The sequence below is a fragment of the uncultured Lutibacter sp. genome, from assembly GCF_937891065.1.
Lineage (GTDB): Bacteria > Bacteroidota > Bacteroidia > Flavobacteriales > Flavobacteriaceae > Lutibacter.
In genome coordinates this window covers 1-13,546 of the sequence record NZ_CALAEQ010000237.1, presented here as the reverse complement: position 1 = coordinate 13,546, position 13,546 = coordinate 1, and the positions used below count along the sequence as shown (strand labels likewise).

10 protein-coding genes are annotated in these 13,546 nt (G+C 27.7%); 1 reads left to right on the top strand and 9 read right to left on the bottom strand.

The window, feature by feature from the left end; translation table 11 throughout:
- Positions 1–165: 165 nt before the first annotated feature.
- The 4 genes from Q0352_RS12900 to Q0352_RS12885 form a co-directional block, all read right to left on the bottom strand.
- Positions 166–843 carry a response regulator gene (locus Q0352_RS12900; protein ID WP_299528094.1) on the bottom strand — a complete coding sequence of 226 codons (678 nt, stop codon included), beginning with the start codon at positions 841–843 and terminating at the stop codon, positions 166–168.
- On the bottom strand, positions 836–2,893 hold the full coding sequence (locus Q0352_RS12895; RefSeq protein ID WP_299528092.1) for a tetratricopeptide repeat-containing sensor histidine kinase: 2,058 nt from the start codon (positions 2,891–2,893) through the stop codon (positions 836–838). The genes Q0352_RS12900 and Q0352_RS12895 overlap by 8 nt, the downstream gene beginning before the upstream one ends.
- A gap of 112 nt (positions 2,894–3,005) precedes the next feature.
- Positions 3,006–3,173, bottom strand: coding sequence for a hypothetical protein (locus Q0352_RS12890; protein ID WP_299528090.1), 168 nt, complete (start codon positions 3,171–3,173; stop codon positions 3,006–3,008).
- A gap of 222 nt (positions 3,174–3,395) precedes the next feature.
- Positions 3,396–4,121, bottom strand: coding sequence for a LytTR family transcriptional regulator DNA-binding domain-containing protein (locus tag Q0352_RS12885; RefSeq protein WP_299528088.1), 726 nt, complete (start codon positions 4,119–4,121; stop codon positions 3,396–3,398).
- A gap of 227 nt (positions 4,122–4,348) precedes the next feature.
- Between Q0352_RS12885 and Q0352_RS12880 the strand changes: the two genes are divergently transcribed.
- Entirely contained in the window at positions 4,349–4,546 is a 198-nt protein-coding gene (locus Q0352_RS12880; protein WP_299528086.1) for a hypothetical protein, read from the top strand.
- Between the two features lie 118 nt (positions 4,547–4,664).
- Here Q0352_RS12880 and Q0352_RS12875 read toward each other — a convergent pair whose 3' ends face one another.
- The 5 genes from Q0352_RS12875 to Q0352_RS12855 all read right to left on the bottom strand — a co-directional run bounded on the left by Q0352_RS12875 (position 4,665) and on the right by Q0352_RS12855 (position 13,377).
- Positions 4,665–6,416 (bottom strand): Na/Pi symporter, encoded by a 1,752-nt coding sequence (locus Q0352_RS12875; protein ID WP_299528085.1) that lies wholly within the window; start codon positions 6,414–6,416, stop codon positions 4,665–4,667.
- Between the two features lie 96 nt (positions 6,417–6,512).
- Positions 6,513–8,774 (bottom strand): inorganic phosphate transporter, encoded by a 2,262-nt coding sequence (locus Q0352_RS12870; RefSeq protein WP_299528084.1) that lies wholly within the window; start codon positions 8,772–8,774, stop codon positions 6,513–6,515.
- Between the two features lie 338 nt (positions 8,775–9,112).
- Positions 9,113–11,494 (bottom strand): ribonucleoside-diphosphate reductase subunit alpha, encoded by a 2,382-nt coding sequence (locus tag Q0352_RS12865; protein WP_299528083.1) that lies wholly within the window; start codon positions 11,492–11,494, stop codon positions 9,113–9,115.
- A gap of 111 nt (positions 11,495–11,605) precedes the next feature.
- On the bottom strand, positions 11,606–12,583 hold the full coding sequence (locus Q0352_RS12860) for a ribonucleotide-diphosphate reductase subunit beta (RefSeq protein WP_299528081.1): 978 nt from the start codon (positions 12,581–12,583) through the stop codon (positions 11,606–11,608).
- A gap of 362 nt (positions 12,584–12,945) precedes the next feature.
- Positions 12,946–13,377 (bottom strand): DUF3592 domain-containing protein, encoded by a 432-nt coding sequence (locus tag Q0352_RS12855; protein ID WP_299528079.1) that lies wholly within the window; start codon positions 13,375–13,377, stop codon positions 12,946–12,948.
- Positions 13,378–13,546 lie beyond the last annotated feature (169 nt).

The following is a 13,546-nucleotide window of genomic DNA, read 5'->3' as shown; positions in this document are numbered from 1 at the left end:
TTTTCCCATACCAATAGGAAGTCAAAACCATAAACATTGCGTATTTTTTTGAAATAAATTGAATATAATTTTTTGTAATTAGAATTTATTATAAGTTTGAAGTAGCTATAAGGATAAATAAATCAGCCCCGAAGACTTTTTTTATAGCAAAAAGGGTTTATATAATTATATAAACCCTTTTTCTTTTGCTTTTAATACTAATGATCTGTCATCATTATCATCAACATCAAAAAGAACTTTAAGATTCTTTTTTCTTTTTTCTATACCAGTCATTGACAATGGAATTATATTAGGAAGCTCTTTCATTTTTGTTCCAATTGACATTTCATATAATAATTGTCGATCAATTTTATCCAATCTATAATCTATAGATGCTTGTTTTCTAAATAATTCTAATACAGATTTACTATAATAAGGTGAGTTATCTAGAACCATTTTTATTGAAGTTACTAACTCGTCTTTATTAACATCGTTTTTAATTAAAAACCCTTCTGGATTCACATTTTTAAGAATTACTTGAATTCTATAATTATCATTAAAGGTAGTAGCTACAATAATTTTACATTTAGGAAGTAACTTTCTAATTGTAACTCCTATATCTTCACCTGATAATATTTTCCCGTCAGTTGAAGGTGGTATTGAAATATCCAAAAAGACAATATCAATACCATTTTTTTTAGAAGCTTCAGTAATTTTATTAATAGCATCATCAGAATTATGAACAATTGAAATGTTAAATTTTAGCTTATTATTTTCTGAACTAATAAAATCAAAAGCACTTTTATAAGCGTCTGCTATTATTGGATGATCATCAACTATTAGTACATTATATATTTTACTCATTGTTTTTGTTTTGTATTGAACACGACACAAATATAGAGGTTCCGCTATTAATTTTAGAACTAACTTCAAAAATACCATTCAATTTATTTGTTCTTGACTGCATATTTTTTAATCCAATTCCCCTTCTTTTTTCTAATGCATTAAACCCTATTCCGTTATCATTAATAATTAATTTAAGAATATTGTTTTCTAATTCAAATTTAAGATTCACTTTGGTAGCGTTTGCATATTTTATAATGTTTTGCAATGCTTCTTGTATAATTCTATAAAAATTAATTTTTATTTCATCATTAATTTTATCCCAGTAAATTTCTTCATCAGCAATCATATGATATTCAAAGTTTCCTAAGGTACTTTTTTGTTCTATTAAATTCTCTATTATTTTAAAGAAATCTACTTTTGAAGATAAAACCTCACTTTTTAATTCATGTGAAATTGACCTAATTTCTTTTTCAATATTTTGAAGTTCATCGATAAAAAATTGATGTTTTTTAGTGTCATTTTCATCTCCTTTTATGCTTAAAAAACCTAACCCTATTCTGGTTCCGAAAATTTTCCCTAAAACCCCATCATGCAAATCTTCTGAAATTCTATGTCGCTCTTTTAAACGTCCCTCTTCTAATTTTGATTGCTGTTTTAGCATTAATGAGAAAATTTCTTCATTCGATTTTTGTTGTTCTCTTTCAAATATCAATTCCTTATTTTTAGATCTTTGAACCCTCAAAAAATATGCCAACGAAAGAAATAATAATGTAATAATGGCTCCAATAGAAATAAATACTTTTTGTTGTGAAAGCTCCTCGGTTTTATCAATATATTCATCTGTTTCAAAACGAATTCTGGTAAATTTATTTCTAATTTTACGTTCTTCAATTTGAAGACTATCACTTAAATGAACATAATTAGCTAAATATTTACTCGAATTTTTAGTATCTACTTTTGAAAGTAGTAATAGTGATTCTAACTTATCTCTATTATTGTCAACTTGATCTGCTAAACCAAAAGCCTCATTTGCAAATTGAACAGCTTTAAAAGTGTCTAATTTTGTAGCGTAAAATTCTGCTAAATGTCGTTTAACAATGGTTAATCCTGTAATATATTTTGTGCTATCTCTAATTTTTAATGATTTATTAAATCCTTCAACAACATTTGTGGTATCTCCATCTAAAAATTTAGTGTAAGCTACATTATCAATCAATATCGCATAAAAATCTAAATTACGCTCTTTTAAATTACTATTTTGTAGTGCTTTTTCAAAACTATAAATAGCTTCTTCATATTTTTTAAGATTTTGATATACCAACCCTAAATTATTTAAGCTCCACTCTTTAAAAATCCCTTTATCATCAACTTTTTTGAGATACTCGAGCGCTTTATTATGGTAATATATCGCTTTGTCAAATTCCTCTAACTCCATATATATCAGCCCTAAATAATTATAACAATGGTAAATACTTAAATTTTTGTTTAATTTTTTAAAAATGGTAAGGGCTTCAAACATTAAAACCTCGCTGCCTGTATAATCTTTTAAACGACCTTGAAGAAAACCCATATTGTACAACATTTTTGCTGTAAAATATTCATGTTTTACTAGTTTGAAATTTTTATAAGCTTCATGATAATGATAATATGCACTATCTATAATTTCTTTTTTATTGTAAAATGAAGCATAATTCCAATGTGCATCTCCAATTTTAAAGGTATCACTAAGTTTTGTAGCTAAAGAAAATGCTTTAAAATTTACTTCTTTAAATAATTGCTCACTATTTAAATTGTCTGCTTCATAAGCAATTTTTGAATAGTAATTAATTTTCATAGAATCTGATAAAACTCCATTTGAAAAATTAAATGCTTTTTGTAAAGCATTCGTTCTTTCATTTAGATCAAATTTGCTATTTTTTGATTGTTGAATCCAACTGTCAACACTATCAATTTCTCCAACTATTTTCTTATCATCAATAGGCCGCTTATTATTACAAAAAATGAACGTAAATAGTATGCATATATATAATATGCCAGAAAACAGGTTGTATTTAAATAGTGTGTTCAATAATTGAAGTTTGAAAACAAAGCTACTAAAAAAAGCGGCTGTTTAAAAAATTAAACAGTCGCTTTTAAAAACTTATAGTAAGTTATTTTTTAACTATATTTTAAATAATTTATTAATCCCTTGTATTATCTACAGAAGCAGCTCCTTCTCCACCTGTAGCAAAAAGATCTTGTGTGTAAAGAGCTTCATCTTCAGCAATAGTATCAGAAGTACAAGAAGTTAATGAAGTACATGCCATAAAAAATAAAGAAAATGCGAAAATAAATTTGATTGCTTTCATAATATTGAGGGTTTTAGGAAATTGAAAATATGTTATTAATTTTGTCTTCGGTTTATAAATTCTCAAGCTAAAGGTTTCGTTTTTTTTAGAAAACCAATGAGCTATAAGCATTAAAACTTTTGACTAAATTACTTTAATTAAGGTAGTTAACCCTAATTAAAACACCATCTTTAGTAAAACCGTCATGTACAGATGTGAAACCTTACTTTATGAAAGGGAAATTTAATTTAAGGATTGGTAAGAAAATTCAGATAGGTCTTTATTCATACTTTCTATGTTACCAATATAGGTTTTGGTAAATGGCACTTCATAGTTATTTCTTTTAATAGTACATATGAATTTACCATATTGAATTCTTGAAACATAGTTTTTATTAATAATATAACTCTTATGAATTCTATGAAAGTTATTAGGTAAAATATCTTCAAATGTTTTAAGTGTTTTAAAGGCACTAATAATATTGCCATCACTCATATAAAAATCAGTGTTATTATTATCGGCTTTTAAAAATAGAATTTCATCTGTTTTTAAATATTGATAATCTTTATAAGATTTTAAACAGATATTTTTTCTTGATTGTGCAGGAATTTTTTTCAAGACTTTTAAAACTGACTTTCTGATCTCTAGTTCAGTTAATGGGTTTAATAAAAAATCGAAAAAACCATTTTTTATAACTTCATATACTTTGTCTTTTGAAGAAGAAATTGCTATAAAAACAGGGAAATCATCATTAAATAAATTTAATTCCTGAGCTAACATAAATGGATTCTCAATAACAGCATCAATATTAAAAAATACCAAATCTGGAGTTTCTTTTAATATAATATTCATTGCATTATTGTAATCACAAGAAGCACCAATGTAATTAAATTCATAATAATCTTCCAAAACATTTTTAATGCTTTGAATAGTATGAGGGTCGTTATCAATAATAAAATAGTTTCTCATAATTTTGGAGGGGACAAATAGTTAGTTTTTCACAAATTTACAAAAGTTTATAACAAATATAGTGTGGTTTGTCCTCACTTTTTTTATGGATAAACCTCTGATGTTTGAGCCTCTTATATCTAATTTTACAATTATAATGCTGGCAAGGTAAAACTTTGTTAACCCTAAATAAAATTGATAGTTAAATTAAATTAATTATTTCAACAATACTTTTTGGTTAACAACAAATGAAAAAAGCACAAAGAAAAAATAAAAAACAAAGTACCGAAATAGAGATGAAAATAACTCCAAACAATAATTCAAAAAATAATAACTCTAATTCACAAAGCATAAAAAATACTGCTTATGAAAATGGTGCTATAAATCAAAAAAATAAGTACCCAAGTGATATTCAAGGATTGTTTGAACGTTTAGGAATTGATTAATTTAATTTTTAATTAGTAGTAGAATACCCCCTCTTATCTATAAACACTAAAACATATAAATTTTTCACAAAAAAAAAGCGCTAAAATTTTAGCGCTTTTTTTAAAATTAAAATCTGTATTATTCAAATAATGAGTCTTTTTCATCATATAAAAGTTCAGCAACTTCAATTAATTTTTTTATCATATCATTCACATTTGCATAATCGTTAAATAAAGAAGACGCCATTTCAACAGTAATTAAATCATCTCTAATTAATTTATCTAACGATTTATTGTTTATTTTTTTATTTTGTTTTGCTTCTTTTTTAAGTTCTGTTAATTTCTGGGCATACTTTTTGGTGTTTTCTTGAGTTCTAAATAGGTAAATAATGCGAATAACTTTTATTACCTTTTTTCTAAAATTGTTATACTCATTTAATAAGTATTTGTTATCTGACGCCAATGCTATATTTAGGTTTTTATTTAGTTCTTTAACATCTTTAATAGCCTCAACCATTTTACGATTGGCAATTTTTATATCGGTTATTTTATTGTTTTGTTTTTCAGTAAGTCTTAATTGTTTTTGAGCTGTTGATGCATATTTTAAGATTTCCCCATAAATTGTTTTTACCTTTTTGTAATATAAATTTTCAACATCTACTTGTAAGTTTTTTGTTGATTTCTTTATAATATTTTTAATTTTTTCATTCGAGTTTATATCATCTCTATGAATATTTAAACCATGTGCAACAATTTCAAAAATTGCGTTTTTATATAAATATTTAGTTTCGTTTAGTAATGATGAAATAACTGTTGCTGGAAATGCAAGAATGGCTTCATTTAAATATTTAGACTCATCAATACCTTTGTCTTTTTCATCTTTAAAAAATCGTAATAAGAACTTTTCCAAACGGCTTATAAAAGGAATCATTATTAACACACCTAAAACATTAAATATGGTGTGAAATAAGGCTAATTTAAGTGTGAAATCAGACGAGCTAATTCCTACTACTTCAGATAAATAGTTTACAAAATTAGCTAATGGAAATATAAATATAACTGCTATAACACCTATGGAAACGTTAAAAATTAAATGTGCTCCTGCCAACCTTTTCCCTGAAATATTTGAACTAATAGCACCTAAAACTGCCGTAATAGTAGTCCCAATGTTTGAGCCTATTGCCAAAGCTAAAGCGTTTTCATAATGTATTTGACCTGCAGCCAAAGCTGTTAATATTAAAGCTAACGTTGCACTACTTGATTGAAGTATTGTTGTAATAACAATCCCTATACCTGTATAAATAAGTACTCCTAAAAATCCTGAAACTGAATATTGGGTTAAATCTATGTAATTACTAAACACATCAAACCCTTGTTTCATATAATGTATTCCTAAAAAGAAAAAGCCTAAACCTGCTAATACACTTCCAATTCCTTTTAAATATATTTTTTTCTGAAATGAAAAAATAATACCAAAAACCAACATTGGCATTGCTAAGGTGGCAATGTTTATTTTTAATCCAAATCCTGCAACTAACCAAGCTGTTGCTGTTGTACCAATATTTGCCCCAAATATTAATCCTAAACCCTCTGCTAAAGTTATTAACCCTGCACTAATAAAAGATATTGTAATTACAGAAACCAATGAGCTAGATTGTATTAAAGCTGTGACAAAAGCTCCTACCGTTATACTTTTATAAAGCTTATTGGTTGCTTTTTTTAAAATAATTTGTAATGGCCCTTTGGTGAAAACTTTAAAGCCTTCTTCTAACATAATCATACCAAAAAGTAAAATGGAAACACCTGCAACAATAGTTTTAAAATTTGGATTAAATACCAGTATAATTGCCAACAGTATTAAGAAAAGCAAAAAGGAAATTCTTCTAATCATTAAATTTAATTTGTTGTAAGTAAACTTACATCTATTTCTTAAAATAAAAAAAGCCTTCAAAAAAATTGAAGGCTTTTAAAAAATTTAATTATAAAATTATTTTGTTTCTTCTTCTTGTATATGAAACTCTTGGTATAATTGCAACAAGCTCATTAAAGCTGTTACTAAATCTTTAGTTTCTAACAAAATACCAAAATATAACGTCGTGTTTTTTGGGCTTGTTTCTTCTGTTCTAATTCTAGCAATTTGCTTATCAATAGAATCAGAAACATGATTAATAAGCTGTTGAATTTCTTCAACCATTTTCGATAAATTATTAAAATCCTTTTTGCTAAAATCATTTTCAATTTCATTAAAAAGGCTCGATAACATCTCATTAATAACTTTTAAATCAGCTATCTGTGGCTTTTTTAAGTTTTTATGATTGTTGTTAACGTGTTTAAAACTAGTTGCTGAAATAAATTCAATAGATTGAGTTACATCTTGTAAATAACCCAGTACTAATAAATAAAATCTACTCGCTTTTATTGATGATGTTGTATCATCTAAAGATTTAATAAAATAGAAAACTTCATCTCTAAGTTCATCCATTTCAATGTTCAGCTTTTTAACGTGTTTCCCTGTTTTAGATAGTTTATTTAAATCATGAGAAGATAAATCTACAACTACATTTGTAAATAATTTATTTGATCGTCTTACAACTTCTGATATGTGATCTGAACTTTCTTTTATTACTTCTTTAATTGTAATCAATTCAGCTCTTTTAATATACTTTTTTTCTTTCTTTTCTTTTGCTTTTCTAGTGTGTCTCACTGTACTTCTTCCTAACAAAAACAACACTAAAATTAACAAAATTGCAATTGAAACTATTTCTCCTAAATAAATAATATAAGCAAAAACTGCAGCAACTGTAAATGCTGATAATGCAGTTAAAAACCAACCTCCAATAACATTAAACACTCCTGCAACTCTAAATACTGCACTTTCTCTTCCCCAAGCTCTATCAGCTAAAGAAGTACCCATAGCAACCATGAATGTAACATAGGTTGTAGATAAAGGTAATTTTAATGAAGTACCAACAGAAATTAAAATACCTGCAACAACTAAATTTACTGAGGCTCTAACCATATCAAAAGCCGGAAGTTCGTATGATTTATCTTTAGGTAAATCTATCACCGGTTTTTGAAATTTAGAATCTATCCACTGAAGTGTTTTTGGTGGAAAAACTTTTATAATTACTTCATTAAAAATTATTGCACCTCTAACAACGGTTCTTGACGCTGCATTAGATTGAAATTTTTCATGACCTTCACCTTGTCTTGATAAGTTGATACCCGTTTCAATAACTGATTGTGCTTTTTTAGAAAACCAAAGCGTAATTACCATTATTAAACCAGCTATAAATAATAGGACAGGTTGCGTTTGAACTTTCTCTGCTAATACACCCATTGAAAATTCATTAGCAGGAACTCCAGAAACACTCCATTCCTGGTAAGAATTCCAAGCTGCAATTGGTACACCTATAAAGTTAACCAAATCATTACCTGCAAAAGCCATTGCTAATGAAAAAGTTCCTATAATAATTATAAATTTTAAAATATTTGCTTTAAATATTGATATAACTAATTGTGATAATATTGTCCAACCAACAAAACCATATAAAATAATTTGAAATGTATTCCCTTCTATTAAATGTTTAAAACTATCATAAAAAGGAGTTCCTTTCATTCCTTTCACAAAAATAAAATAAGTAATTGCTGTAATTGCAAATCCTCCAAATAATGCATTTACATAATTTTTACTTTTTTCAAAATGAAAAGAATACAGTAATCGCGATATAAATTGCACTATAGCACCTATTGTAAAAGCTATAAAAACTGACAATAAAATACCTGTAATAATAAGTAAAGCCTTTTCTGAATTTATATATTTTCCTAAATTAGAAATTGTCTCTGTGTCACTATTAGAAATTTTAATTAAAGCCATTGCAACTGCAGCGCCTAAAAGTTCAAATACAATTGAAACAGTTGTAGAAGTTGGCATTCCTAACGAGTTAAAGACGTCTAACAATAAAATATCTGTAATCATTACCGCCATAAAAATGAACATTATTTCATTAAAATAAAATTCACTTGGGTTAAAAATTCCTTTTCTAGCAACTTCCATCATTCCACTTGAAGTAATTGCGCCAATTGCAACTCCTAAACTTGCAATTACTAAAATCCATTTAACTGAAACTGCTTTTGAACCTATTGCTGAATTTAAAAAATTTACAGCGTCATTACTAACACCAACTACTAAATCAATTACAGCCAGTACAACAAGCGCTACAAGCATTAAAATGTAAATATCTCCCATTTTTAATTTATAAAATTATTTTGCAAAATTACCATCAAAATTCAATGTTTATATTAAGTTAATGTTAACAATAACCAAAAGCTAATATATGTCATGTTTTTTATGTGAAAAAACATAAATTAAAAAAATCAAATTCTTTTAAAACAAAAAAGAGTCTCAATTTAAAAATTGAGACTCTTGCTATTGGGCTGATTATTTAATCATTTAAAACCTTATTAAAAAGTAGTTCTTTCAAACGAATATTAATATTTCAAATATCACCAAAATTATGTTAATCAGTTTTCTTTTTGAAAAATCTTATAAACAAGATGTTAACATTTACAAATTTTAATTATTATCTATGAGCCACACATTTCACAATCGTCTGGATTGTTTTGCGAAGCAATTAACATTTCTTTTAATTCTTCAGGTGATAAAGGTTTTATTTCTTCCTTATTACTTTTTGAAACTGTAAACTGTATTGCATTAACAGCGCTTTTTGTACGTAAATAATACATTCCGGTTTTTAAACCACTTTTCCAAGCGTAAAAATGCATGGATGTTAATTTAGAATAATTTGCATCTTGCATAAACAAATTAAGTGACTGAGATTGATCTACAAAATAACCTCTTTGACGAGACATATCAATAATATCTTTCATGCTTAATTCCCAAACTGTTTTATATAGCTCTTTTAATTCTTGTGGAATCACATCAATGTGCTGAATTGAACCGTTGGCACGCATAATTTCTTCTTTCATATCATTATCCCACAAATTCAATTCAACCAAATCTTCTAATAAATGTTTATTAACCACAATAAATTCACCACTTAAAACACGTCGAGTATAAATATTTGAAGTATATGGTTCAAAAGCTTCATTATTACCTAATATTTGAGATGTTGAAGCCGTAGGCATTGGTGCAACTAATAACGAGTTTCTCACACCATTTTGCATCACTTCTTTTCGTAGAGATTTCCAATCCCATCTTCCACTTAAGTCATCTTCAGAAACACCCCACATATTAAACTGAAATTCACCTTTTGACATGGGTGAACCTTTAAATGTTGAATACGATTCTTTTAATTTTGCAATTTCCATTGATGAAGTTACTGCTGCAAAATAAATGGTTTCAAAAATTTCTTGGTTTAGTTTTTTTGCTTCATCACTAGTAAAAGGCATTCGCAACATTATAAATGTATCTGCCAATCCTTGAATTCCAAGCCCTATTGGTCTGTGACGAACATTTGAATTTTCAGCTTCTTTTACAGGGTAATAATTACGATCAATTACAGTATCTAAATTTTTTGTCACTTTTTTAGTGACTTTAAATAGCTTTTTGTGATTAAAAAATTTTACACCATCCTTATCTTCTTCAACAAACATTGGAATGGCTATAGATGCTAAATTACAAACTGCAACTTCATCTTTTGCTGTATATTCCATAATTTCAGTACACAAGTTTGAAGAACGAATTGTACCTAAATTCTTTTGATTAGATTTTCTGTTTGCTGCATCTTTATACAGCATATACGGATTACCCGTTTCAATTTGAGCTTCTAATATTTTTTCCCAAAGTTCACGAGCTTTGATTGTTTTTCTTCCTTTTCCAACTTTTTCATAACCTATATATAGTTTTTCAAATTCATCTCCGTAAGAATCAAATAAATGCGGGCATTCATTTGGGCACATTAAAGTCCAATCTCCATTTTCTTCTACTCGTTTCATAAACAAATCTGGAATCCACATCGCGTAAAATAAATCACGTGCTCGCATTTCTTCAGCTCCAGTATTTTTACGCAAGTCTAAAAAATTAAAAACATCTGCGTGCCAAGGTTCCATATAAATTGCAAAAGAACCTTTACGTTTTCCACCACCTTGATCTACATAACGCGCAGTATCATTATACACTTTTAACATTGGTACAATTCCGTTTGAAGTCCCATTTGTACCTCTAATGTACGAACCTGTTGCACGTACATTGTGGATTGACAAGCCAATTCCACCTGCAGATTGTGATATTTTAGCCGTTTGTTTTAGTGTATCATAAATTCCATCAATACTATCATCTTGAATTTGTAATAAGAAACAAGATGACATTTGAGGTTTTGGTGTTCCTGAATTGAATAATGTTGGTGTAGCGTGTGTAAATATTTTTTTAGACATTAACTCGTAGGTCTCAATTGCTTCATCAATATCTTCTTGATGAATTCCAATAGCAACACGCATTAACATGTGCTGTGGGCGTTCTACAATTTCACCATTTAATTTCAATAAATAAGAACGCTCTAAGGTTTTAAAACCAAAATAATCATAACTAAAATCTCTATTATAAATAATGGTTGAATCTAACTTTTCAGCATTATCTATAATTACTTTATAAGTTTCATTGGATAATAGTGGTGCTTTTTTCCCAGTTCTTGGATTTACATAATTATATAAATCCGTCATAACTTCAGAAAAAGATTTTTTAGTGTTTTTATGTAAGTTTGATACAGCAATACGTGCTGCTAGTTTTGCATAATCAGGATGTTGAACGGTCATAGTTGCCGCTGTTTCAGCCGCTAAATTATCAAGCTCAGAAGTTGTAACTCCATCGTACAAACCTTCAATAACTCTCATAGCAACCTTCACGGGATCTACTAACTTATTTAAACCATAACACATTTTTCGAACTCTTGATGTTATTTTATCAAACATCACAGGTTCTTTTTTTCCATCTCTTTTTAATACAAACATATATTATTCTTTATTTTTTTAGTTACTAGTAACTGGCGCTTGGTATCAAGTATCAGTTCTATTTATTTTAAATTTAAGTAAAGCCTATTGCTTATAGTGGCAATTGCTTAATTAGAAATCAGCATCAAAACTAAGATCTCCAGCTCCAGTTCCACCACTTTTTACACCTGCTTTTTGATATTCAGAAACTCGTTTTTCAAAGAAGTTAGTTTTTCCTTCTAATGAAATCATTTCCATAAAATCAAATGGGTTTGATGAATTGTAAACTTTGTCACATCCAAATTCCATTAATAATCTATCGGTTACAAATTCTAAATATTGTGTCATTAATTTAGCATTCATACCAATTAAACTAACGGGTAATGACTCTGTTATAAAAACACGTTCAATATTTAAAGCATCAACAATAATCTCAGTAATTCTTTCTTTTGGTACTTTATTTACAATATGATTATTGTGTAAGTGCACGGCAAAATCGCAATGTAAACCTTCGTCTCTAGAAATTAATTCGTTAGAAAAAGTTAAACCTGGTAACAATCCTCTTTTTTTCATCCAAAATATAGAGCAAAAACTTCCTGAGAAAAAGATACCTTCAACGGCTGCAAAAGCAATTAACCGTTCTGCAAAACTTGGACTCTCAATCCATTTTAAAGCCCAATCAGCTTTTAATTTAATGGCTGGAAAAATGTCAATAGCTTGAAATAATTCATTTTTCTCAACTTCATTTTTAACATAGGTATCAATTAATAATGAATACACTTCAGAATGTATGTTTTCCATCATTATTTGAAATCCATAAAAGAATTTTGCTTCTGAATATTGAACTTCACTAACAAAGTTTTCTGCTAAATTTTCATTTACAATTCCATCAGAAGCTGCAAAAAAAGCTAAAATATGCTTTATAAAATAACGCTCATCATTACTTAATTTTGTCTCCCAGTCAATTACATCTTGGTGTAAATCAATTTCCTCAGCAGTCCAAATACTCGCTTCTTGTTTTTTATACCACTCCCAAATATCTTGATGTTGAATTGGAAAAATTACGAATCGATTTTTGTTTTCTTGTAAAATAGGTTCAATGAAGGACATTTATTATAGCTTTTTCTTAGTTAGTAATTCGTAAAATTTTGGTTAAAACGAGAAAAGCAAAGATTCAAAAAAAACAGACACTAAAAAAGGTCACTTATTCACAATTGACACTAAGTTCTTAACATTTCGTTGTTTTAATAATAAACGAGCATCTAGTCTTAATAACTGAAAATCAGACTTTTATAATCATGCAAATTAGCTCACAAGTTGATTTTATTGGGGTTTTTATAAATATTTAAACAAAAAAAAGAGCGCCTTAATTTGTACTCTTTTTTAATAGGGACTCCAAAAATTAATTTCATCAGCTCGTTTTGTAATTGAACTAGCAACTTGTCCTAATGTTTTTTATAAAATGTGCCTTGTTATTTTATGACATTTATTACTTCGAAAATTTCTAAAATTCCCCAAAGAAAAGAAAATAGGCCACATCCTAAAAATAGCCAAGGTGCAATAACCATACTTAGTAAATTATCCTCCTTTACTTCGTCTGGAAATTGAGGATCATAAATAATTTTTCTTTTACTACCAATAGTATCTTCAACTCCATTAGCATCTCCTAATTCCACTTCTAATGTTTGCTTATCTTTGGTTGTAAATTTCACGGTTGGTCTGTAGAGCCACCTTGTGGGGCCAACATCATCAACGCTGTTATTTGTTCTGCTTACAGCTCTGGTACTTATTACAGTCCCAATTGTTCTAATGCCAACTTTTTTTAAATTAAGATTCTTTTTTATAGCCATAATTCCACCGTAAGTAAAAATTAATCCAAATAGGTTTAAAAATAATTCTTTCATAAACTGTATTTTTTAGTGTTACAATTTTGACTTGCTTTTTGCCTTTTTTATTTGAGTTTCAGTTACATTTGGCTTTGCCATTTACATCACTTTTTCAAATTCAAATTATTAATCAAGATAGTTTTTATACTTTTCGTTAATTTGATTGATTCTAGTTTTAAAAGCTGTA